17 protein-coding genes and 1 tRNA gene are annotated in these 22142 nt (G+C 72.7%); 15 read left to right on the forward strand and 3 right to left on the reverse strand.

All coding sequences use genetic code 11. The annotated features are described in order from the left end of the window. Positions 1 to 99: 99 nt before the first annotated feature. Positions 100 to 873: an SDR family NAD(P)-dependent oxidoreductase gene (locus tag N787_RS11710; protein ID WP_034214361.1), complete on the reverse strand. Its 774-nt coding sequence runs from the start codon at positions 871 to 873 to the stop codon at positions 100 to 102. 183 nt (positions 874 to 1056) lie between these two features. Between N787_RS11710 and N787_RS11715 the strand changes: the two genes are divergently transcribed. From N787_RS11715 to N787_RS11740, 6 genes are all read left to right on the forward strand, one after another. Further along, the gene (locus N787_RS11715; protein WP_245594008.1) at positions 1057 to 1395 is read left to right on the forward strand and encodes a DUF6522 family protein; all 339 of its coding nucleotides are present in this window, start codon (positions 1057 to 1059) and stop codon (positions 1393 to 1395) included. A gap of 41 nt (positions 1396 to 1436) precedes the next feature. After that, a complete protein-coding gene (dusA, locus tag N787_RS11720; protein ID WP_034214374.1) occupies positions 1437 to 2435 on the forward strand; it encodes a tRNA dihydrouridine(20/20a) synthase DusA in 999 nt (332 codons plus the stop codon). After that, positions 2432 to 3340 carry an arginine deiminase-related protein gene (locus tag N787_RS11725; protein WP_034214377.1) on the forward strand — a complete coding sequence of 303 codons (909 nt, stop codon included), beginning with the start codon at positions 2432 to 2434 and terminating at the stop codon, positions 3338 to 3340. The genes dusA and N787_RS11725 overlap by 4 nt, the downstream gene beginning before the upstream one ends. Before the next feature lie 129 nt (positions 3341 to 3469). Continuing rightward, positions 3470 to 3868, forward strand: coding sequence for a hypothetical protein (locus tag N787_RS14475; protein ID WP_052575423.1), 399 nt, complete (start codon positions 3470 to 3472; stop codon positions 3866 to 3868). A 60-nt stretch (positions 3869 to 3928) separates the two neighbouring features. Beyond that, positions 3929 to 4609 (forward strand): response regulator transcription factor, encoded by a 681-nt coding sequence (locus N787_RS11735; RefSeq protein ID WP_034214380.1) that lies wholly within the window; start codon positions 3929 to 3931, stop codon positions 4607 to 4609. A 6-nt stretch (positions 4610 to 4615) separates the two neighbouring features. Next, a complete protein-coding gene (locus tag N787_RS11740; protein ID WP_034214381.1) occupies positions 4616 to 6001 on the forward strand; it encodes an ATP-binding protein in 1386 nt (461 codons plus the stop codon). A gap of 14 nt (positions 6002 to 6015) precedes the next feature. Here the strand turns inward: N787_RS11740 and N787_RS11745 are convergent, their stop codons facing one another. Together N787_RS11745 and N787_RS14480 are read right to left on the reverse strand one after the other, a co-directional pair. After that, a complete protein-coding gene (locus N787_RS11745) occupies positions 6016 to 6774 on the reverse strand; it encodes a M90 family metallopeptidase (protein WP_034214383.1) in 759 nt (252 codons plus the stop codon). Between the two features lie 45 nt (positions 6775 to 6819). After that, entirely contained in the window at positions 6820 to 7071 is a 252-nt protein-coding gene (locus N787_RS14480; protein WP_052575424.1) for a hypothetical protein, read from the reverse strand. 161 nt (positions 7072 to 7232) lie between these two features. Between N787_RS14480 and N787_RS11755 the strand changes: the two genes are divergently transcribed. The 9 genes from N787_RS11755 to N787_RS11795 all read left to right on the forward strand — a co-directional run bounded on the left by N787_RS11755 (position 7233) and on the right by N787_RS11795 (position 22079). Then, positions 7233 to 9044, forward strand: coding sequence for a DegV family protein (locus tag N787_RS11755; RefSeq protein WP_034214389.1), 1812 nt, complete (start codon positions 7233 to 7235; stop codon positions 9042 to 9044). A 31-nt stretch (positions 9045 to 9075) separates the two neighbouring features. After that, positions 9076 to 9696 carry a glycerol-3-phosphate 1-O-acyltransferase PlsY gene (gene plsY, locus N787_RS11760; RefSeq protein ID WP_034214392.1) on the forward strand — a complete coding sequence of 207 codons (621 nt, stop codon included), beginning with the start codon at positions 9076 to 9078 and terminating at the stop codon, positions 9694 to 9696. After that, positions 9689 to 10654, forward strand: a complete 966-nt coding sequence (gene birA, locus N787_RS11765; RefSeq protein ID WP_034214395.1) for a bifunctional biotin--[acetyl-CoA-carboxylase] ligase/biotin operon repressor BirA — start codon at positions 9689 to 9691, stop codon at positions 10652 to 10654. The genes plsY and birA overlap by 8 nt, the downstream gene beginning before the upstream one ends. Beyond that, a complete protein-coding gene (locus N787_RS11770) occupies positions 10651 to 11403 on the forward strand; it encodes a type III pantothenate kinase (protein ID WP_034214397.1) in 753 nt (250 codons plus the stop codon). The genes birA and N787_RS11770 overlap by 4 nt, the downstream gene beginning before the upstream one ends. Further along, positions 11400 to 12056, forward strand: a complete 657-nt coding sequence (locus N787_RS11775; RefSeq protein WP_034214400.1) for an SPOR domain-containing protein — start codon at positions 11400 to 11402, stop codon at positions 12054 to 12056. The genes N787_RS11770 and N787_RS11775 overlap by 4 nt, the downstream gene beginning before the upstream one ends. Positions 12057 to 12099: 43 nt before the next feature. Continuing rightward, positions 12100 to 12175 (forward strand) — tRNA-Thr (locus tag N787_RS11780). A 173-nt stretch (positions 12176 to 12348) separates the two neighbouring features. After that, the gene (locus N787_RS11785) at positions 12349 to 19143 is read left to right on the forward strand and encodes a PAS domain S-box protein (RefSeq protein WP_034214401.1); all 6795 of its coding nucleotides are present in this window, start codon (positions 12349 to 12351) and stop codon (positions 19141 to 19143) included. 60 nt (positions 19144 to 19203) lie between these two features. Next, positions 19204 to 19650, forward strand: coding sequence for a response regulator (locus N787_RS11790; protein WP_245594009.1), 447 nt, complete (start codon positions 19204 to 19206; stop codon positions 19648 to 19650). Then, a complete protein-coding gene (locus N787_RS11795) occupies positions 19650 to 22079 on the forward strand; it encodes an EAL domain-containing protein (RefSeq protein WP_034214826.1) in 2430 nt (809 codons plus the stop codon). The genes N787_RS11790 and N787_RS11795 overlap by 1 nt, the downstream gene beginning before the upstream one ends. The last annotated feature ends 63 nt before the right edge of the window (positions 22080 to 22142 follow it).

Here is a 22142-nt window from a genome sequence, read left to right on the forward strand (position 1 = left end):
TGTTGCGTCGACCGATTGAGACCGCCGGCTTCACTGAGCAGGAAGTGACCTTCGCTTCCGCGGTGTCCCCGGCGCCAGGATCAAGGGGTGTGCGAGTAATCAGCGCGCGGTGTAGCCGCCGTCGATGGCCAGCTCGGCGCCGGTGACGAACTTGGATTCGTCGGAGGCCAGGTAGACGATGCCCCACGCGATGTCGTCGACGTCGCCCATGTGGCCGAGCGGATGCAGCTCCCCGACCGCCTTGCGCGCGGCGGCGACGTCGGTGGCGCCGCTGGCCTTGAGGTGGCCCTCGACCATCGGCGTCCAGATGTAGCCGGGGTGCACCGAGTTCACCCGGATCCTGTCGGCGGCGTAGCAGAGCGCGTCGGTCTTGCTCATCAGCCGCACCGCGCCCTTGGAGGCGTGGTAGGCGGGTACGTCGGGCGCGCCGACCAGGCCGTAGATGGACGAAAGGTTGATGATGCTGCCGCCACCGGCCGCCTTCATGTGCGGGATCGCGTGCTTGCAGCAGAACAGCACGCCCTTGACGTTCACCGCCTGCACCCGGTCCCACTCGGCTTCGGTGATCTCGTGGGTGAGCTTGGTGGAGCCGGAGATGCCGGCGTTGTTGACCAGCACGTGCACGCCGCCGAACTCGGCCGCGGCCTCGTCCACGGCGCGCTTCACCGCGGCCTCGTCACTGACATCGACGTGCCAGTAGCGGGCACGGGCGCCCTGCGCGCGCAGGGCTGCGGCGACGGCCTCGCCCTCGGCGTCATGCAGGTCGAACAGCGCGACCGCGCCGCCTTCCCCGGCCAGCCGTTCGGCGCAGGCCTTGCCGATGCCGAGCGCCGCGCCCGTGACGATGCAGGTTTTTCCCTTTACGCGATCCATGGCGGTTCTCCGGAATGGCCAGGCCTCCAGTGTGTACCGGTTGGCGGCCGCTGCTTTGACTTGCGTCAGCTGGCCCGGTCGCGCCCGCGGCTGATCCAGGTCAGGGACGGGCGCCGCCGTCGGGGCCAGCATGGCAGCCGGTCAGCCTGGGCAATGACCCGCCGTTCACGAGGGAGGCATGGGATGGACATCGTTTGGAACGACTTCGGTTCGCACCAGCTCAGCGGCGTGGCCGAAGCGCTGGATGCGGCGGGGATCGGCACCTCGGCGGCCGAGGGGCCCGGGGCGACCGCCGCCGACGCTGCGGCGCGGGCTTCCGTCGAAGTGGATGCCGCCCTCGTGGCATCCGGCCTGGGCCTGGCACCCGCGCAGGTGCCGGCGATGCTGGCGGACCGGCGCATCGCCACCTTGTGCGAGCGCGGCACCGGCGAGGATGCCGGGCGGTACCGGTTCACCTTCTATCTCGGGAACCGGCGTTTCCGGCTGCTTACCGACGCGAGCGGACGCCCGCTGCCAGGCTGAGGGTCGAGCGGCCAGGGGGCCCGCGCCGGTAAACTGCCGCGATGATCCCGCTGCCCGCCCCCGAAGCCACCCGCCTGACGGTGGCGCCGATGATGGACTGGACCGACCGGCACTGCCGCGTCTTCCACCGCCTGCTGGCGCCCAATGCCCGGCTCTACACCGAGATGGTGCACGCGCAGGCGGTGATCCACGGCGACCGCGACCGTCTGCTGGGCTTCGATCCGATTGAACATCCCGTGGCGCTGCAGCTGGGCGGCAGCGATCCCGCGCACCTGGCCGAGGCCAGCCGCATCGGCGCCGACTGGGGCTACGACGAGATCAACCTCAACGTCGGCTGCCCGTCCGATCGCGTGCAGGCCGGGCGTTTCGGCGCCTGCCTGATGCGCGAGCCGCGGCTGGTGGCCGAGTGCGTCGCCGCGATGGCGGCCGCCTCGCCGGTGCCGGTGACGGTGAAGTGCCGGCTGGGCGTGGACGAGATGGAGGACTACGAGGTGTTCCTGGCCTTCGTCGATACCGTCGCCGCCGCGGGCTGCGGCCTGTTCGTGGTGCATGCGCGCAAGGCCTGGCTGCAGGGCCTGAGCCCGAAGGAAAACCGCGAGATCCCGCCGCTGCGCTACGACTGGGTGCATCGCCTCAAGCGCGAGCGGCCGAAGCTGCGCATCCTGCTCAACGGCGGACTGGCCACGGTGGAGGACGCCGTGGCGGCGCTGGACCACGTCGACGGCGTGATGATCGGCCGCGCCGCGTACCACGAGCCCTACCGCCTGCACCTGATGGACCAGGCGATGTTCGCGCCGGGCGCGCCGCCCCGCGATCGGGCCGAGCTGCTGCGTTCGCTGCGGCCCTACATCGAGTCGCAGCGCGCGCGCGGCGTCGCGCTCAAGCACGTCAGCCGCCATTTGCTCGGGCTCTTCCACGGCCAGCCGGGCGGGCGCGCGTTCCGCCAGGTCATCAGCGAAGGCGCGCCGCGCCCGGGCGCGGGCTGGGAGCTGATCGAGCAGGCGCTGGCGATGACCACGCGCGCCGGGCGCGCCGCATGATCACGCGCGACGCCGCCGCCTTCGTGGCCCACGCGCGGTCGCTGGCGCCGGACTTCGGGCCGTCGTGTGCGTCGGCTGCGTTCCTGGTGACGCCGGAGGGCTTCGCCCTGGCCGAGCAGTCGGCCAGCGACAACGCCTACATGGATCTTTCGGCCGCCGTGGACCCGGCGCGCGCGCTGGACCAGCACCGCGGCCTGCAGCGCGCGCTGGCGCAGGACCTGCCGGTGGTGGCCTTCCCGGGCGATCCGGCGGCGCCGGACGGGCTGTTCCCGAACAACGTCTTCGCCACCGCGCCGGGCCGGCTGCTGGTCGGGCGCATGCGCCACCCGGTGCGCCAGCGCGAGGCCGAGCGGGCCGACATCCGCGGCTTCTTCCGCGCCATGGGCCGCGAGGAAGTGGACCTGCGAAGCCGGCCCGGCGTCTGTGAGCTCACCGGCTCGGTGGTGGTCGACCGCGCCCGCGGCATCGCCTTCGCCGGCCTCGGCGAGCGCTGCGACGAAGCCGGCGCCGCGGCCCTGCACGCCGCGCTCGGCCTGCGCGCGACCCTGCTGTTCGACCTCGCGCCCGGCGAGTACCACGCCAACGTGGTGATGAGCGTGCTGGCCGGCCGCGCCCTGGTGGCCTGCCCGGCCGGCTTCGCCGACCCTGGCGTGGCCGCCGCCATCGCCAGCCTTTATGCCCCGGCGGTGGTGCTGCTGGATCCCGCGCAGAAGGCCGCCTTCGCCGGCAACTGCATCGCCCTGGCCCCCGGGCGCGCCTGGTTCAGCGCCGCCGGCGCCGCGGCGCTGCGCGACGACCAGCGCGCCGTGCTGGCCGCGGCGGGCTTCGAGGTCGGCGCCGTGCCGCTGGATGAAATCGAGAAGGCCGGTGGCTCGCTGCGCTGCTGCGTGGCTGAAATCTACTGAGTGCTGAACCCTGCCCGCCGCCAAGTATTTGAAGCGCTTAGGGTTCAGAAAGGATTCACCGCCTCCCGCCCAGACTTCGTCGCATGGTCCGGCTGGCTAGCGGACCCCCTTGGAGCTAGTATCCCGACGATGCCAACCGCCCTTCGCCCCCTGCTGCTGTTGATCGCCTTCGTGGCGGTCGCGCCCGTGCAGGCGCAGGACGAGGCGCCGCGCCCGAGCCAGCGCGAGGACGCCGGCGCCCGCGTGCGGCAGGTCGAACGCGACGGCGGGCGCGTGCTGCAGGCCGAGCCGATGCAGCGCGGCGGCCGCCAGGTCTACCGCCTCAAGGTGCTCACCCCGGAAGGCCGCGTGCGCGTGCTGCAGGACCAGGACGGCCCGTCCGTGCGTCCGCCGCCCCGCGAGGCGCGGTTCCAGCTTCGCGAGCGCGAAAGCCGGCGCGACAGCCTGATCCGCCCACGCACCCCGGTCCGCACCGAGCCCGCCGCCCCGCCCCCGCGTGGCGACGACATGCCCCGCGAGCTCGACTGATCCGTTCCCGTTCCTGTTTCGCCTGCCCGCAAGGGTCGGCCCCTGTCGAAAGGAGACGACATGCGCGTACTGCTGGTCGAGGATGAAGCCCCGCTGCGCGAGACCCTGGCTGCGCGCCTGAAGCGCGAGGGTTTCGCCGTGGATACCGCCGGTGACGGCGAGGAAGGCCTGTACCACGGCCGCGAAGTGCCGTTCGACATCGCCGTGATCGACCTGGGCCTGCCCAAGATGTCGGGCATGGACCTGGTCAAGGCGCTGCGCGCCGAGGGCCAGAAATTCCCGATCCTGATCCTGACCGCGCGCTCGAGCTGGCAGGACAAGGTCGAGGGCCTGAAGTCCGGCGCCGACGACTACCTGGTCAAGCCCTTCCATGTCGAAGAGCTGCTGGCCCGCATGAACGCCCTGTTGCGCCGCGCCGCGGGCTGGTCCAAGCCCTCGCTCGACTGCGGCCCGGTCAAGCTCGACCTCTCGGCCCAGACGGTCACCGTCAACGGCGTCGGAGTCGACCTGACCAGCTACGAGTACAAGGTGCTCGAGTACCTGATGCTGCACGCCGGCGAGCTGGTCTCGAAGGCCGACCTGACCGAGCACATCTACCAGCAGGATTTCGACCGCGATTCGAACGTGCTCGAGGTCTTCATCGGCCGCCTGCGCAAGAAGCTCGATCCGGAAGGCGAGATCAAGCCGATCGAGACCGTCCGCGGCCGCGGCTACCGCTTCGCCATCCCGCGCGACGAGTAAGCCGCCTTGCGCGGCTGGCGCACGCTTTCGCTGCAGGCCCGACAGCTGCTGGCGGCCAGCCTCGCGCTGGTCGCCTTCCTCGGGCTGACCGGCTACGCGCTCGACCGCGCCTTCGTCGACACCGCCCAGAACGCCCTGCGCGAACGCCTGGCCGACTTGGCCAACGGCTATCTTTCCGGCAGCGAGCTCGACCGCGGCCGCGCCTTCATCTCGCCGGAAACGCCGCCCGACATCCGCTTCATGATCCCGGGCAGCGGCCTCTACGCCAGCGTGCGCGGCGATGGCCTGCGCTGGGAGTCGGCCTCGTCGCTGGGGCGCTCGCTGCCGCCGGTGGCCTTCCTAGAGCCCGGCGAGCGCCGCTTCGAAGGGCCGCTGCGCATCATCGATGCGCGCGGCATGGAGAACAGCGTCTACGCCTATTCGATCGGCGTGATCTGGGAGTCGGCCGGTGATTTCCGCCTGACCTTCAGCGTCTACGAGGACGCGGCCCAGATCCAGGACCAGGTCAACGTGTTCCGGCGCGCGCTCTGGGGCTACCTCGGCCTGGCCGCCGGCCTGCTGCTGATGGTGCAGGTGCTGGTGCTGCGCTGGAGCCTGATGCCGCTGCGCAACGTCGAGCGCGAGCTGGCGCGCGTGCGCAAGGCGCAGAGCCAGCGCCTGTCCGGCCGGCATCCGCGCGAGCTTGAATCGATCACCGAATCGATCAACAACCTGATCGAATCCGAGCGCAGCCACCTCGAGCGCAGCCGCAACACGCTCTCCGACCTCGCCCACAGCCTCAAGACGCCGCTGGCCGTGCTGCGCTCGCGCCTGGAGGCCGATGCCAGCCACGAGGAGCTGCGCACCGAGGTCGCGGCGCAGGTGCAGCGCATGAACGAGATCGTGTCCTACCAGCTTTCGCGCGCCGCCCGCAGCGGCCACGCGCTATTCGCCGCGCCGATCGAGATCGAGGCGCGCGCCGAGGAGATCGTCGCCGGCCTGGAGAAGGTGTACGCCGCCAAGGGCGTGCTGTGCGAATTCGAGATCGACGCCAGCGCGCGCTTCTACGGCGAGCTGGGCGACCTGCAGGAGTTGCTGGGCAACCTGCTCGAGAACGCCTTCAAGTGGGCCCGCAAGCGCGTGCTGCTGGTGGTGCAGGTCGAGCCGGCCGCGCCCAACCAGCGCCCGGGCGTGAACTTCATCGTCGACGACGATGGCCCCGGCATCCCGGCCGAGGCGGTGGAGCGCCTGCTGCAGCGCGGCGTGCGCGGCGACGAGCGGGTGCAGGGCCACGGCATCGGCCTGTCGATCGTGCAGGACATCGTGGCGGCCTACCGCGGCCAGCTGCGGGTGGAGCGCGCCCCCGAACTGGGCGGCGCCCGCTTCCAGGTGCGCATCCCGCCGGCGTTCTGAGCCGGCCGCGCGCGTCAGGCCGCGGGAATCGGCGAACGGCCGTAGAAGCGATGCAGGTGCGCGGCCACGGCCGGCATTTCGGCGGCCAGCAGCGCCGGCGCGGAGAAGTGGTACTCGCTGGTGACGGCGAAGAATTCCTCGGGCGCCTCGGCCGCGTACGGATCGATCGGCGTGTCCTCGCCCGCGTCCACGCGCGCGCAGAAGGCTTCGTAGGCCGCCTGGAAGTCCCGCGCCCACTCGCGCTGCCAGGCCGCGGGCAGCGGCGGGGTGCCGTCCATCGCGCCGTCGAGCGCGTCGAGCTTGTGCGCCATCTCGTGAACCACCAGCTGGAAGCCGGCCTCGGGCTCGGCCAGGTCGGCCTCGATGTCATCCCAGGACAGCACCAGCGGGCCCTGGTCCCAGGCCTCGCCCGCGAGCTCGTCCTCCCACTCGGCGACCACGCCGGTGTCCTCGTCGTGGTGGCGGCGGTGCACGCGGAAGGCGCCGGGATAGACGATCACCTCCGACCAGCCGCGCAGGCCTTCTTCACCGAACTCGAGCAGGGGCAGGCAGGCCAGCGCGGCCAGCCGGCGCTTGTGCACCGGCGACAGCACCAGCCCGTGCACGGGCGTGATGGCCTTGCGGGCCAGGAAGCGGGCGGTGAGCGCGAACAGGCGTTCGCGGCGCGCGTCGTCGAGGCGCGAGAGCCAGGGCAGGTCGGCGAGCAGGCCCGCGGCGTCCTCCGGGGACAGCGCGGGCGGGGCGGGCAGCAGGCGGCGGAGCAGGGACTTCATGCCCGCAGCGTGCGGGCGATGCGTGCCACAGGCAAGGCGTCGGCCTTAGCGGATCATCCCGGGCAGCAGGCTGTGCCAGCGCGGACCGCTGCGGGTGCCGGTGGCGCGCGGCCGCACCGGCGCGGGCGTGCCCGGGCGGGTGGCGGTGGTGGAGCCATCGGCCGCGGCCGGCGCCTCGCCGGCGGCGGGCTTGGCCTTGGTGCAACCCGGGGCCTCGGATTCGACCGGCACGGGTTCGGCGGCGAGCGCGGCCGGGGCGGCGAGGGCGAGGCTGAGGGCGAGCAGCATGCGGTACATGGCGGACACCTTCGGTGGGGGACGTCCCTTCGGATGCCGTGGCGGGCCCGAGGGTTGCAACGCGGGATTCTAACCCCCTTTTCCGGCCGCTGCCGGGCGCCCCGGATGCGGCGGCGCAGCATGGCCGCCGGCGCGCGTTTTGCGGCAGACTCCGGCAGCCCATGAACGCCGCATTCCTTGAATCTCCCCGCCCGCTGATCCGCGGCCCCGCGCTCCGTCGCGCCCTGATCGCCGGCGCCCGCCGCGTCATCGCCCAGCGCGAACAGCTCAACAAGATCAACGTCTTCCCGGTGCCCGACGGCGACACCGGCAGCAACCTCGCCTTCACCCTCGGCGGCGTGCTGGCCGGCGCGCTGAGCCGCCGCACCCAGGGCGCCGGCGACCTGCTGCGCCGGGTCGGCGAGGACGCGGTGGACGGCGCCCGCGGCAATTCCGGCGCGATCCTCGCGCAGTTCCTCACCGGTGTCGCCGAGGCCGCGGGCAGTGCCCGTGCGCTCGAGCCCGAGGCCCTGGCCCGCGCCATCCGCGCCGGCGCCGCGTCCGCGCGGCAGGCGCTGTCGGAGCCGCGCGAGGGCACCATCATCAGCGTGATCGCCGCCTTCGCCGAAGCGCTGGAGCATCCCGGCGGCGGCGACCTCGGCGAATGGTTCCGGCGCGGGCTCGAGCACAGCCGGCGCGCATTGGCGAACACCCCCAACCAGCTGCCGGTGTTGGCCAAGGCCGGCGTGGTGGATGCGGGCGCGCAGGGCTTCGTCGACCTGCTCGAGGGCATCGACGAGTTCATCGCCTCCGGCGCCGTCGACGCGATTGGCGTCGCCGACGAGCAGCCCGCCGACCTCGAGGCCGCCGAAGGCCACGGCGAACTCGGCGACGCCGATCCCGAGCATCGCTGGTGCAGCGAATGCCTGCTGGTCGGCGAAGGCCTGGACCGCGCCGGCCTGCGCGCGGCGATGGGCGAGCTGGGCTCGTCCTGCGTGGTGATCGCGGGCAGCCACACCCGGCTGCGCCTGCACGCGCACGTGGCCAACCCGAGCGCGATGTTCGAAGTGGCGGCGCGCTTCGGCCGCGTCGAGGGCGCCAAGGCCGACGACATGCACGCCCAGGCCCGCACCGCCGCCGGCGCCATCGCGGTGGCCGTGATCACCGACAGCGCGGCCGACCTGCCCGAAGCCGAGATGCAGCGGCTCAACATCCACATGGTGCCGGCGCGGGTGAACTTCGGCGACCAGGATTACCTGGACAAGGTCGGGCTCTCGACCGCCGAGTTCTACCGCAAGCTGCGCACGGAGCTGGTGCTGCCGCGCACCAGCCAGCCGCCGCCGGGTGATTTCCGCCGGCAGTTCGAGTTCCTGCTCTCGCACCATCGCGAGATGGTCTACGTCGGCCTGTCGCGCGCGATCTCCGGCACGCTGCAGTCGGCCGAGACCGCGGCCCAGCGCGGCCATCCCGACCGCACCCACGTGTTCGACACCGGCAATGCCTCCGGCGGCGAAGGCCTGCTGGTGATGCGCGCGGCGGAAATGGCCCAGGCCGGCGCCGACGCGGCGACGATCCTGGCTGAGCTCGCCCGGCTCAAGCCGCTGACCCTGACCTGGGCCCTGGCCCGCGACGTCCGCCACGCCGTGCGCGGCGGCCGCATCCCGGCCTGGGCCAAGCCGCTGGTGGACTGGCTGGGCCTGACGCCGATGGCGAAGGTGAAGCCGAGCGGGCGGCTGGGCGTGGTCGGCGGCCTGTTTGGCGCCGCGAACCAGCCCGAACGCTTCGGACGCTACGTGGCCCGGCGGGTGGGGCGCGGCCAGCGCCTGCGCGTGATCGTCGGCCACTGCGATGCCGCCGCCGACGGCGAGCGCCTGCTGGCCACCCTGCGCGCCGAGCTGGACGTGGCCGAGGGCTGGCTGGTCGAAACCGGCTCGGCGATCGGTGCGCACGCCGGCCCGGGGGCGCTGGTGGTGTCGGTGCAGCCGCTGGCCTGACGGGGGCGGCGGGCTGGCCCATAATGCGGCGATGATCGCGTTCGCCCTTCTCGTCGTTGCCTACCTGCTTGGCTCGCTGTCGGGCAGCCTGCTGCTCGGCCGCCTGCGCGGCGTGGACATCCGCACGCAGGGCAGCGGCAATGCCGGCGGCACCAACGCGCTGCGCACGCAGGGCTGGAAGTTCGCGCTGGGCACCGTGCTGGTGGACGTCGGCAAGGGCGTGCTGGCGGCGTGGCTGGCGCTGCGCTTCGGCGGCGGTGAGCCCTGGCTGCCGTGGGCGGCCGGTTTCGCGGCGGTGCTGGGCCACGTGTGGCCGGTCTTCCATGGCTTCCGCGGCGGCAAGGGCGCGGGCACCCTGGTCGGCGTGCTGCTGGTGCTGTGGCCGCTGGGCCTCGCCGTGCTGATCGGTACCTGGCTGCTGGTGCTGGGCCTCGGCGGCTACGTCGGGTTGTCCACCATCCTCGCCGCGGCCAGCCTGGTGCCGCTGGCGCTGCTCACCGGCGCCGATCCGTGGCGGCTGGGCTTCGCAGGCGTGCTGGCGGTCTTCATCCTGTTCACCCACCGCAGCAACGTGGCGCGGCTGCGGGCCGGCACCGAGCCGCGCTTCGAGCGCGCGCGCTTCCTGGTGCCGCGGCGCCGCGCGCATGACTGACCGCGCGCTGCTGGCGCGGCTGTGCGACGGCCCCGCCTCGGGCGCGGCGCTGTCGCGCGAACTCGGCATCACGCGCAGCGCGGTGTGGAAGCGGATCGAGGCCTTGCGCGCGGCGGGCGTCGGGATCGACGCGCAGGCGGGGCAGGGCTACACCCTGGCGCGGCCGGTGCAGCTGCTCGACGCCGCGCGGCTTTCGGAGGCGCTGGCCCCGGCGGCGCGCGCCGAGCTGGCGGGCCTGGAGGTGCTGTTCGACACGGACTCCACCAACGCCGTGGCGCTGCGCGAGCCGGTGCCGTCGCGCGGCTGCGGCGTGTGGTTCGCCGAGCGCCAGTCGGCGGGGCGCGGCCGCCGCGGCCGCGCCTGGGCGTCGCCGCTGGCGGCGCACGTGTACCTCAGCGTGTCGCGCCGCTTCGAAGGCGGCGTCGCCGCGCTGCAGGGCCTGAGCCTGGCGGTCGGCGTGGCGGCGGCGGAAGCGCTGCATTCGCTCGGCTACCGCGACGTCGGCCTGAAGTGGCCGAACGACCTGCTGGTCGGCGACCGCAAGCTCGGCGGCATCCTGGTCGAGATCGGCGGCGACGCCGGCGGGCCGCTGCGCGTGGTGGTCGGCCTCGGCCTCAACGTGGCGATGCCCCCCGACGCGGCGCGCGCCATCGATCAACCCTGGTGCGACCTCGCCGGGCTGTCCGGACACGCGCCCGATCGCCACGCGGTCTGCGTCGCCCTGCTCGACCACCTGCTGCCGATGCTGGCGAATTTCGAGCGCGAAGGCCTGGCGCCCTGGCTCGAGGCCTGGGACCGCCACGACCTGCTCGCCGGCCGCGCCGTGCGCGTGGTGGAAGGCGAACGCGTGTACGAAGGCGTGGCCGCCGGCATCGCCGCCGACGGCGCGCTGCGCCTGCGAATTGCCGACGGCGAACGGCGCTGCCACGCCGGCGAAGCCAGCTTGCGCGCCGCATGAACTGGCTCCTCGACCTCGGCAACTCGCGGCTCAAGGTCGCGCCCTGGGATCCGGCCGGCGGCCTCGGTGCGGTGCAGGCGTGGGCGCACGGCGCCGCCGACTTCGCGCCGTCGCTGCAGCGCTGGCTGGCCGGCGTGCAGCCGGGCGACCGCTGCTGGCTGGCCTCGGTGGCGGGCTCGGAGCCCACGGCGGCGGTGGCCGAAGCGCTGGCCCGCCACGGCCACCCGGCCACGCGCGCGCGCACCCAGGCCGAATGCGCAGGCGTGCGCATCGCCTATGCCGAACCGGCGCGCCTGGGCGTGGACCGCTTCCTCGGCCTGCTGGCCGCGCACGCGCGCGGCCCCGGGCCGTGGCTGACGGTGTCGGCCGGCAGCGCACTCACCGTCGACCTGCTCGACGGCAGCGGCCAGCACCGCGGCGGCGTGATCGCGCCCAGCCCCGAACACATGCGCGCGGCGCTGGCCGCGCGCTTCCCCGCGCTGGCCTATGCCGGCGGCGAGGCCTGCGACTTCGCCACCGACACCGCCGATGCGCTCGCCGGCGGCAGCGTCGGCGCCGCGGTCGGCCTGGTCGAGCGCTGCCACCGCCAGGCGATCCGCCTGCTCGGCGTGGCGCCGCGGGTGCTGGTCAGCGGCGGCGGCGCGCCGCGCCTGCTCGAGTGGCTCGAGATCGAATCCGAATCCGCACCCGGACTGGTGCTGGAAGGCCTGGCGGTCTACGCCGCCGACAAGAGGAACAAGGACGAATGATCCTGCGTGGACTGGCGGTGCTGCTGATCTGCCTCAACCTCGGCGTCGCCGCCTGGTGGGCGCTGCACGAACCGCCGCAGCCGCTGGCGCCGCCGGCGCGCGACGATGGCGTCGGCAGCCTGGTGCTGCTCGGCGAGGCCGAGGCGCCGCCGCCGCCCGATGCCGCCGAACTGGGCGCGGTGCCGGTGCCGCTGCCGGCGGAGCCCAGCTGCCTCAGCCTCGGGCCGTTCGGCACGCCGGCGGAGCTGCGCGCGGCGATGGCCGCGCTCACGCCCGGCGTCGCCCGCATCCAGTTCCGCGAGGTGCCTGCGACCGAACTGCGCGGCTACCGCGTCTTCCTGCCCGCCGCCGGCAGCCGCGAGGCCGCGCTCGCCACCGCGCGCCAGCTCGCCGCCAAGGGCGTGCGCGACTATTACGTCGTCACCGCCGGCGCCCAGGAAAACACCGTGTCGCTCGGGCTGTTCCGCGACCTCGGCAACGCCAACAACCGCCGCGAGGAACTCGCGACGCTGGGTTTCCAGGCGGTGCTGGAGCCGCGCACCGAGGACGCCGCGCAGTGGTGGATCGACATCGCCGCCGAGCCCGGCTTCCAGTGGCAGCCGCTGCTGCCGCGCGCCACCGGCATCGAAGCGCGCCCGGTCGCCTGCGAGTGACCGGCGCCACGGCCGCGCGCCGCGGGTTAGAATCCGCCGCGTTGCCGGCATAGCTCAGTTGGTAGAGCAACCGCCTTGTAAGCGGTAGGTCCCCAGTTCGAATCCGGGTGCCGGCACCATCCCTGCCCTGGCTGCGAAATCCGGTCATGGCATTCGCCCCGGAATTGCGTTCCTATAGCCAAAGGCAGACTGGCCGCGATGGCTGGTGGAGTCGGCGTCGCGCATGGGGAACGAACACCGCACAGACGCAGTGCAGCCTCCCGGCGCGTCCCCGGACGGGCAGCCTTGGCTCGTGCCGGGCATCGGCCTGCTGCTGCTGACGCTGGTCGACGCGCTGCTGGTGCGGCCGTCCACGCCGGCCCCCGGCCTGCCGGCGCTGCTGGCCCTGGCCACGCCCTTCCTGGTGGGTACCTGGTTCCTGCTGTTGGGCCTGGCGCCGGCGCGGGCCGGCGCCACGCGCATCCTCCCGGGCCTGCTGCTCGTCGTGCTGGGTGGCCTCGTGGCCTGGCCGGCGGCGCACTGGCTGGCGCAGCCGGCGGCGGCCCTGGGCACCGCCATGGCGCTGGTCGGACTCGGCCTGGCCGGGGCGCCGCGCCCGCCGCTGCGCGATGCCGCGGTGCGGGTGATGGGCGCCGCGCAGCTGGCGCTGGCCGCCGTGGCCTTCGCCGCCGCCGACGGGCGGTCGCCGCGCAGCGATGAATTCCTGCTGGCCGCGTCGGCGATCGCCGCGCACGCCGCGCTGGGCGGATGGCTGCTCGTCGCCGGCTTGGGCGCGCAGCCGCAGCGGATGCTGCGGCTGGCCTCGGCGCTGCTCGCGGGCCTTGGGCTGCTGGCGATGCTGGGCTGGGCCACCGGCAGTGCCGACATCGTCCAGGCCGGCACCGACTACGTGCCGATGCAGTTCAACACCGCGCTGTCCTGCGTGCTTGCCGCGGCCAGCCTGGGGCTGATGGCCGTCGGTTGGCGCCGCCGGGCGCTGCTGCCGATGCTGCCGGTGGTGGTGCTGGCCGCGGCGAGCCTGGCCGAGGAGTACGCCGGGCTGGCGCTGGGCGTTGGCGAATGGCTGATCTCGCACGGCATCGTCGCCGAGGACGTGGTGCCGGGGCGCATGGCCCCGAACACCGCCACGGCGTTCCTGCTGGCCGCGCTGGGCGTCGCGCTGGCGCCGCGCACCGGGCAGCTGGCGCCGACCCGCTGGGCGGCGACCTGGGCCTGCGGCTTCATGGTGGCGGTGATCGGCGCGGTGGTGCTGGCCGGCTATCTGGTCGACGTGCCCGTGGTCCGCGCCTGGGGTTCGCACACGCCGATGGCGCTGCTCACCGGCGCCGCGATGCTGGTGATGGGGCTGGGCCTGGCCTTCGCCGGCCCGGGCGCCGGCGTCCGCGACGGCCAGCGGCGGCGGGGAGTGTGGCTGCCGCTGGTGGTGGCGGTCGCGGTGACCCTGACGTCGCTGGTGGTCTGGTACGGCATCAACCAGGACCAGGCGCGGCGCGAGAAGGCGTCCCTGTTGCGCCAGATGGACGTGGTGGTGCTGGCGCTCGAGGAGGGCGAGCGCACCCGCCTGGGCGCGCTTGATCGCATGGCGGCCCGCATGACCCGCGCCACGGATACCGAGACCCAGCGCCGCTACTTCCGGCTTGACGCCGAGCTGTTCGTGCGCGACTTCCCCAGCATGGCCGCGATGGTCTGGGCCGATCCGGACGGTGTGGCCACCGAGGTCTACACGCGCCTCGAGAACCCGCCTGACCTGGTGGGCAAGCATCTGGAGCTGGACGCAGGCCTGGCCGCACTGTTCCGCGACGCCGAGTCGGATACGGACTCGGCCGGCGCCCGCTCGTCGCCGGTCGATCGCGGCGAGCTGGTGGTCAAGCGCGCCGCCCGCGACGGCCAGACCCTGGGCTTCGTAGTGACCGCCATCGAGTACGAGCGGCTGTTCCCGCGCGTGCTCGGCGGCGTCGTGCCGCAGAACGCGCTGGTGCTGCGACGCGATGGGCGCGCGGTGTTCCGGCGCGGCGAGGCCGAAGGTCCGGCGGCGCTCGTGCGCGAGGTGGAATTCCTCAATGCGCCGCTGCGGATCGAGCTCTGGCCTATCGCGCCCGTGCCCGGCACCGGCAACTTCGCCAACCTGCTGCTGTTCACCGGCCTGGCCACCGGCGGGCTGCTGGCGCTGGCGTTGCGGCTGGCGGCGCTGGCCCGCGAGCGCGCCGAGCTGGCCGAGCAGCGCGGCCAGGCCTTGCGCCTGCAGGTCGAGGAGCACGAGCGTGCGCGCACGGCGCTCTACAGCGTCGAGCGCGAGCTGGCCACGGTGTTCGGCAGCATCAGCGACGCGTTCTATACCTTGGACAAGGAATGGCGCTTCGCACTGCTCAATCCCCGGGCCGAGGCGCTGGTCAGGCGACGGAAGGAAGAGCTGATCGGGCAGTCGGTATGGGAGGCCTTCCCCGAGGCCCTGGGCACCGAGGTGGAGGTCCAGTACCGCAAGGCGGTGTCCGAGCGCTGCACGGTGGCGTTCGAGGTGTTCTACCCGCCGCTGGGCACCTGGTTCGCGGTTCGCGCCTTCCCGCATCCGAACGGACTGGCCGTCTATTTCCAGGACATCGGCGAACGCAAGCGGGCCGAGCTGGCGCTGGCCCGCGCCCAGGCCAGCTCGAGCCGCGCCCAGCGCCTGGCCCAGCTCGGCGCCTGGGAATACGACCTGACCACCGGCGAGCTGCAGTGGTCGGATGAAGTCCTGCGGATCTTAGGCCTGGCCGGCCAGCGCTTGGCGCGGGGCCTGCCGGCCCTGCTCGAGCGCGTGGCCTTCGACGACCGTCCGCGGGTGCAGGAAGCGCACCGCAGCCTGCACGCCGGCGAGGGCGACATCGACCTCGAGTACAAGGTGCTGCGTCCGGACGGCGAGACCCGCACGGTGCGCGAGATCGGCACCCTGGTCCACGACGACCAGGGCCAGCCGCTGTTCGCGGCCGGTGCGGTGCAGGACATCACCGACCGCCGTCGTTCCGAGGACGCCCTGCGCGAGCTGACGCGGCGCCTGGAGCAGTCGCTGGTGCTCAACCGCCTGGTGATGGACAACTCGCTGGACGTGATTTGCGCGATCGACGCCAACGGCCGCTTCAGCCAGGTCAGCGCGGCCAGCGCCACGGTCTGGGGCTATCCGCCGAACGAACTGCTGGGCCGGTCGGTGGTCGACCTGGTGCACCCGGACGACCGCGGCGCCACCCACCGCGCGATGGCCGACGTGCTGGCGGGCCGGCCCACTCTCGACTTCCGCAACCGCCACATCGCCCGCGACGGCCGCGTCGCGATCATGCAGTGGTCGCTGGTGTGGTCGCCGCGCGAACGGCTGGTGTTCGCAGTGGCGCGCGACGCCACCGAGGCGGAGCGCCAGTCGCAAGCCCTGCGCGAGGCCAAGGAAAGCCTGCAGCGCGCGCAACAGGTCGCCCGCATGGGCGCCTGGGAACTCGACCTGGCCAGCCAGCGCCTGGCCTGGTCGGACGAGGTGTATTCGATCTTCGAAGTGGGCCCGGACGAGTTCGCGGGCAACTTCGAGGCCTTCAGCGCCCGCGTCCACCCGGATGACTTCCCGGTGGTGAGGCGGGCGCAGGAGGCGACCGTGGCCGGCGGTCCCGACCTCGACATCGAGCACCGCATCCTGCTGCCCGGCGGCCGCATCGGCCACGTGCACGAGCGCGCGCGCCTCGTCCGCGACGAGGCCGGCGTGCCGCGCCTGCTGGCCGGCAGCGTGCAGGACATCACCGAGCGCAAGCGCACCCAGGAGCAGCTCGAGCGCAGCGAACAGCTGCTGCGCATCGCCGGCCAGGCGGCGCGATTGGGTGGCTGGTACCTCGACCTGGCCGAAAATCGCGTGGTCTGGTCGGACGAGGTGGCCGCGATCCACGAGCGGCCGGCCGGCTACTCGCCGCCGGTCGACGAGGCTATCGGCTATTACGCGCCGGAATACCGGGACCGCCTGCGTGCCCTGCTGGCCGACTGCGTGGAGAACGGCCGGCCCTTCGACGAGCAGATGGAGCTGCTGCCGGCCAGCGGGCGCCGGGTCTGGGTGCGCGCCCTGGGCCTGCCGGTGTTCGATGCCCAGGGCAAGGTGGTGCGCGTGCAGGGCGCCTTCCAGGACGTGTCCGAGCGCAAGCAGCAGGAGCTCCGGCTGCTCGAGAGCGAGCAGCGCATGCGCACCACGGTCGAGAGCGCGTTCGACTGCATCATCACCATGGGCGGCGATGGCCGGATCATCGAGTTCAATCCGGCCGCGGTGCGCCTGTTCGGCCATGCGCGCGCCGACGTGATCGGCCGCAGGCTCTCCGACGTCATCATTCCGCACGGCCTGCGCGCCGCGCACGAGGCCGGCATGCGCCGCTACCTGAAGACCGGCGAGGAGCGGGTGCTGGGCCGGCGCCTGGAGCTGTCGGCCCTGCGCGCGGACGGCGAGGAGATCCAGGTCGAGCTCTCGATCACCGAGGTCGAGTCGGAGACCGGGCGCGCCTTCACCGGCTTCATCCGCGACATCACCGCGGCCAAGCTGGCGCAGCGGATCGAGGCCGGCCAGCGCGCGATCCTGGCCGGCATCGCCGCGCGCCGGCCGCTGCCCGAAACCCTCGACGCCGTCGCCCGCCTGTACCAGCTGCAGTACCCCGAGGCGATGTGCTCGATCCTGCTGCTCGACGAGGACGGCAAGCGCGTGCTCACCGGCGCGGCACCGGACCTGCCCGAGGCCTTCACGCTCGGCGTCCACGGGCAGCCGATCGGCCCCAAGGCCGGCTCCTGCGGCACCGCGGCCTGGCGCCGCGAGCGCGTGGTGGTCACCGACATCGCCACCGACCCGCTCTGGGAGGACTACCGCGCCCTGGCCCTGGAGCACGGCCTGCACGCCTGCTGGTCGACGCCGGTGCTGTCCGCCAAGGGCGGGGTGCTGGCCACCTTCGCCACCTACTACCGCCAGCCGCGCACGCCGACCGACGCCGAGCTGGCCGTGGTGGACAGCCTGGCCGCGATGGTGGCCATGGCGGTGGAGCAGGTCGCCGACTACCGCCGCATCCAGCTCAGCGAGCAGCGCTTCCGCTCCCTGTTCGACGAGCATCCGGATGCGGTGTACTCGATGGACCTCGACGGGCGCTACACCGATTACAACGGGCGCCTGCGCGCCACCGGCCGCAGCATCGAGCAGGTGCGCGGCCAGATGTTCGATGCCAACGTGGCGCCCGAGCAGCGCGAAATCGTGCGGGCCCACTTCAGTGCCGCCGTGCGCGGCGAAGCGCGCACCTACGAGGCCACCGCCGTGCTCGATGGCGGGCACCGGCTGGACATGCGCGTCACCAACCTGCCGATCGTGGTGGACGGGCGGGTGACCGGCGTGTTCGGCATCGCCCAGGACATCAGCCTGCTGCGCAAGCACCAGCGCGACCTGGCCGACGCCCTGGATGCCGCCGAGAACAACAGCCGCCAGCTGCGCCGCCTCAGCGACGCGGCGATCCTGCTCAACCGCGACATCGCCGAAAAGGAGCTCTACCAGCTCCTCGCCGACCAGGCGCGCGCCATCCTCGGCGCAAACCAGGCCGTCGCCAGCGTGGTCCTGGGCGGGGCGGTGCACCAGATACACGCGGTTTCGCTGGCCGCGAAATACGCGAAGTGGCGCGACTACGCGACGCCGGCCGACAACAGCGGCATCTACGCGCTGGTGGCGGAGACCAACCAGCCGATGCGCCTGACCCAGGCCGAGCTGGAGGCTCACCCCCGTTGGCGCGGTTTCGGCCCGCACGCCAAGGACCATCCGCCGATGCGCGGCTGGCTGGCGGTGCCGCTGGTGGACGGCGCCGGCCGCAACATGGGCCTGCTGCAGCTGAGCGACAAGCAGCAGGGCGAGTTCACCGAGGACGACCAGCTGGTGGCGATGCAGTTCGCGCAGATGGCCTCGATCGCGATCGAGCGCGCGCGCCTGATCGAGCGCCTGAGCGTGCGCGACCGCTTCTTCGACATGTCCGCGGAGATCTTCGTCATCTACGACCCCGCGACCCGGCGCTGGCTGCAGGTCAACCCGGTGTTCACCCAGATCACCGGCTACAGCGCCGAGGAGCTGTGCAGCCGCGAGTTCACCGACTTCATCCATCCCGACGACCATGGCGCCACCCGCGACCGGTCCGCCCGGCTCAAGGCGCGGGTGCCGGTGCCGCTGCACTTCGAGAACCGCTACGTGCGCAAGGACGGCGCGGTGCGCTGGATCGACTGGATCTCGGTGCCCGGCGCCGATGGCCTGGTCTACGGCGTCGGCCGCGACATCACCGAGCGCCGCCGCGCCGAGCAGGCCCTGCGTCAGACCCTGGCCGACCTCAACAACCGCAACCGCGAGCTGCAGGATTTCGCCTTCATCGCCTCGCACGACCTGCAGGAGCCGCTGCGCAAGATCCGCGCCTTCTCCGACCGCCTCAAGGAGCGCCACGCCGCGCAGCTGGCGCCCGAGGCGCGCGATTACCTCGACCGCACCGGCCAGGCCGCGGCGCGCATGCAGACCCTGATCGACGACCTGCTGGCCTACTCGCGGGTGGTCGCGCGCGGCAAGCCCTTCGCGCAGGTGGACCTGGACAAGGTGCTGTCGGAAGTGATCGAGGACCTCGAGGCGCGGCTGGAGTCCAGTGGCGGCCGGATCGAGCGCGGACCCTTGCCGACGATCGAGGCGGATCCGACCCAGATGCGCCAGATGCTGCAGAACCTGCTGTCGAATGCGCTCAAGTTCCGGTCCCCGGACCGCCCGCCCGTCGTCACCCTCGCCGCGACCGCGACCACGCTCGAGGGTGCCGCGGCCTGGGAGCTGCGCATCGGCGACAACGGCATCGGCTTCGAGCCCAAGTACGCGGAGAAGATCTTCGGGCCCTTCCAGCGCCTCCACGGTCGCCAGGAGTACGAAGGCACCGGCATCGGGCTGGCCATCGTCCGCCGCATCGTCGAGCGCCACCGGGGGACCATCCGCGCCGACGGCCGGCCCGGCGAGGGCGCTACGTTCACCCTGCTGCTGCCCGCGCGGCAGCCGGCCGAGGCCGAAGCCCCGCCCCCACCCCTGCCATCCGGCGGGCTGGGGTGAAGACATGAAAGTGGGTTAGATTTGGAGCGAACCTCAATGCCTGTCCTGGGAGCCCCCCCGTTGATCACCATCCTGATGGCCGAGGACGACGCCGACGACAGGCTGATGACCCGCGAGGCGTTCCAGGAATGCCGCCTGGGCAATCCGCTGCAGTTCGTGGCGGACGGCGAGGAGCTGATGGACTACCTCAAGCGTCGCGGCGCCTTCGCCGACGCCGTGCGCTACCCCATGCCGGGCCTGATCCTGCTCGACCTCAACATGCCCCGCAAGGACGGCCGCGAGGCCCTGCGCGAGATCAAGGCCGACCCCGAGCTGCGTGAAATCCCGGTGGTGGTGCTGACCACCTCCAAGGCCGAGGAGGACGTGGCCAACAGCTACAGCGATGGCGCCAATTCCTTCATCACCAAGCCGGTCAGCTTCGCGGCCCTGATCGAGGTCGTGCAGACGCTGGGCAAGTACTGGCTGCAGATCGTCGACCTGCCGCCCGCGGGGCACCCGGCGAAATGATGCGGCCGATCCATCTTCGCGTCCTCGTGGTGGACGACGACGAAGAGGATTTCCTGATCCTGCGCGACCTGCTGGCGGATTTCCCCGCCGGCCAGTTCACGCTCGACTGGGTGCCGACCCTGAAGCAGGGCGTCGAGGCCCTGCGCGCGGGCCGCTACGACGTCTACCTGGTCGATTACCTGCTGGGCCCCGACAACGGCCTGGACCTGGTGCGGCTGGCGGTGGCCGAGGGCAGCGCGCACCGGCCGGTGATCATGCTGACCGGCCAGGGCAACGACGAAGTGGACCGCGAGGCCCTGGATGCGGGCGCCGCCGATTACCTGGTCAAGGGCAACATCGACGGCGAGAAGCTGGCGCGCTCGCTGCGCTACGCCGCCGAGCGCGCCCGCCACGTCGGTGAGCTGGACGAGGCCCGGCAGCGCTACCAGACCCTGTTCAACCGCAACCCGATGCCGGCCTGGGTCTACGACACCGAGACGCTGCGCTTCGTGGCGGTGAACGACGCCATGGTGGCCAACTACGGCTACGACCGCGACGAGCTGGCGATGATGACCATCGCCGACATCCGCACCCCGGCCGAGGCCGAGCGCCTCCGCGCCCACCTGGCCGGCCGGGGCTGCATCGATGGCTTCGCCGGCGTCTGGCAGCACCGGCGCAAGGACGGCAGCACGCTCTGGGTCGAGATCACCAGCCACCGGCTGGTGCTGGACGGCCGGCCCTGCCGGCAGGTGCTGGCCAACGACATCAGCGCCCGCCGCTCGGCCGAGGAGCGGCTGCAGCTGCTCGAGCGCGCGGTCGAGTCGAGCATCAACGGCATCGTCATCACCGACCCGCGCCAGGCCGACAACCCCATCGTCTACGTGAACCCGGCCTTCGTGGAGATGACCGGCTACACCGCGGAGGAAGCGATCGGCCGCAACTGCCGCTTCCTGCAGGACGGCGCCACCAGCCAGGCCGAACTCGACATCCTGCGCGCGGCCCTGCGCGAGGAGCGCGACTGCAACGTCATCATCAGCAACCGGCGCAAGGACGGCAGCCATTTCTGGAACCACCTGTTCCTCTCGCCGGTGCGCGACGACCAGGGCCGGCTGGTGAACTACGTCGGCGTGCAGAACGACCTCACCGAGCGCCACCGGGTGGAGGCCGAGCTGGCCTACACCGCCAGCCACGACGCGGTCACCGGGCTGCAGCGCTTCCCGGTGCTCGAGTCCACGCTGGCGGAGTTGCTGTCGGCCGAGGGCGCGGTGGTGTCGGTGCTGTTCATCGACATCGACCGCTTCCACGCCATCAACGAATCCATGGGCCACCTGATCGGCGACGAGGCCCTGCAGCTGCTGGCCGCCCGCATCGGCCCGGAAGTGGGCGGCCGGGGCTTCCTGTCGCGCTTCGCCGGCGACGAGTTCGTGGCGATCGCGCCGGGCGTCGACAGCGCCGGCGCCATGGACATGGCCCGCCGGGTGCGGGCCGCCGTCGCGCAGCCGATCGAAGGCGATGGCTACAAGCTCTTCCTCACCGCCAGCATCGGCATCAGCCGTTCGCCCGAGCACGGCGACAGCGGCATGGAGCTGCTGCGCCGCGCCGAGGCGGCGATGACCCGCGCCAAGCGCCAGGGCCGCGACAGCATCTGCGAGTTCTCCGCCACCCAGATGCAGGAGCTCGAGGACCGGCTGGTGCTCGGCGCGCGCCTGCGCGAGGCCATCGCCCGCGACGAGCTGAGCCTGCACTACCAGCCGCAGCTTTCCGCCGCCGACCTGCGCATCACCGGTTTCGAGGCGCTCGTGCGCTGGACCAGCCCCGACCTCGGGCCGGTGCCGCCGGGCCGCTTCATCCCGATCGCCGAGTCGCTGGGCCTGATGCCGGAAGTGGGCCTGTGGGTGCTCAACGAGGCCTGCCGGCAGCTGCGCGTCTGGCGCGACCAGGGTCGCGACGGCTTCACGGTGGCGGTGAACTTCTCGGCCCAGCAGCTGCAGCGGCCCGACATCGTCGAACAGGTGCGCGAGGCGCTGTCGCGCCACGGCGTGCCGGCGACCATGCTCGAGATCGAGCTGACCGAAAGCTCGCTGATGGAAAACGTCGAGCGCGTTCAGGGCCGCCTGGCCGAACTCAAGGCGTTGGGCGTGTCGCTGTCGCTGGATGACTTCGGCACCGGGTATTCCAGCCTGTCCTACCTGCGCGAGTTCTCGCTCGACAAGCTCAAGATCGACCGCAGCTTCGTCCGCGACCTGCCCGAGAGCGCCGACGACGCCGTGATCGCCCGCACCATCGTCGCCATGGCGCACCAGCTGCGCATGCGGGTGGCGGCCGAGGGCGTGGAGAACGAGGCCCAGGCCGGCTTCCTGCGCCAGATCGGCTGCGACGAGCTGCAGGGCTACCACTTCGGCCGCCCGGCGCCCGCCGACGAGATCGACCGCAAGTTCCCGCGCGACTGAACCGCCGCCGCGCCGCGGGTGGCGGCCGGCGCGCGGGCGGGCTTATCCTGAGGGCCCCCAAAC

The organism is Arenimonas metalli CF5-1 (assembly GCF_000747155.1).
Classification (GTDB): domain Bacteria; phylum Pseudomonadota; class Gammaproteobacteria; order Xanthomonadales; family Xanthomonadaceae; genus Arenimonas; species Arenimonas metalli.

What these genes read in the sequence shown, in the direction of transcription:
- N787_RS11715 (WP_245594008.1), top strand. Translation starts at nt 1,057, where the DNA reads ATGGACATCGTTTGGAACGACTTCGGTTCGCACCAGCTCAGCGGCGTG.
- birA (WP_034214395.1), top strand. Translation starts at nt 9,689, where the DNA reads ATGACTGACCGCGCGCTGCTGGCGCGGCTGTGCGACGGCCCCGCCTCG.
- N787_RS11775 (WP_034214400.1), top strand. Translation starts at nt 11,400, where the DNA reads ATGATCCTGCGTGGACTGGCGGTGCTGCTGATCTGCCTCAACCTCGGC.
- N787_RS14475 (WP_052575423.1), top strand. Translation starts at nt 3,470, where the DNA reads ATGCCAACCGCCCTTCGCCCCCTGCTGCTGTTGATCGCCTTCGTGGCG.
- N787_RS14480 (WP_052575424.1), bottom strand. Translation starts at nt 7,071, where the DNA reads ATGTACCGCATGCTGCTCGCCCTCAGCCTCGCCCTCGCCGCCCCGGCC.
- dusA (WP_034214374.1), top strand. Translation starts at nt 1,437, where the DNA reads ATGATCCCGCTGCCCGCCCCCGAAGCCACCCGCCTGACGGTGGCGCCG.
- N787_RS11795 (WP_034214826.1), top strand. Translation starts at nt 19,650, where the DNA reads ATGCGGCCGATCCATCTTCGCGTCCTCGTGGTGGACGACGACGAAGAG.
- N787_RS11745 (WP_034214383.1), bottom strand. Translation starts at nt 6,774, where the DNA reads ATGAAGTCCCTGCTCCGCCGCCTGCTGCCCGCCCCGCCCGCGCTGTCC.
- plsY (WP_034214392.1), top strand. Translation starts at nt 9,076, where the DNA reads ATGATCGCGTTCGCCCTTCTCGTCGTTGCCTACCTGCTTGGCTCGCTG.
- N787_RS11755 (WP_034214389.1), top strand. Translation starts at nt 7,233, where the DNA reads ATGAACGCCGCATTCCTTGAATCTCCCCGCCCGCTGATCCGCGGCCCC.
- N787_RS11735 (WP_034214380.1), top strand. Translation starts at nt 3,929, where the DNA reads ATGCGCGTACTGCTGGTCGAGGATGAAGCCCCGCTGCGCGAGACCCTG.
- N787_RS11725 (WP_034214377.1), top strand. Translation starts at nt 2,432, where the DNA reads ATGATCACGCGCGACGCCGCCGCCTTCGTGGCCCACGCGCGGTCGCTG.
- N787_RS11770 (WP_034214397.1), top strand. Translation starts at nt 10,651, where the DNA reads ATGAACTGGCTCCTCGACCTCGGCAACTCGCGGCTCAAGGTCGCGCCC.
- N787_RS11710 (WP_034214361.1), bottom strand. Translation starts at nt 873, where the DNA reads ATGGATCGCGTAAAGGGAAAAACCTGCATCGTCACGGGCGCGGCGCTC.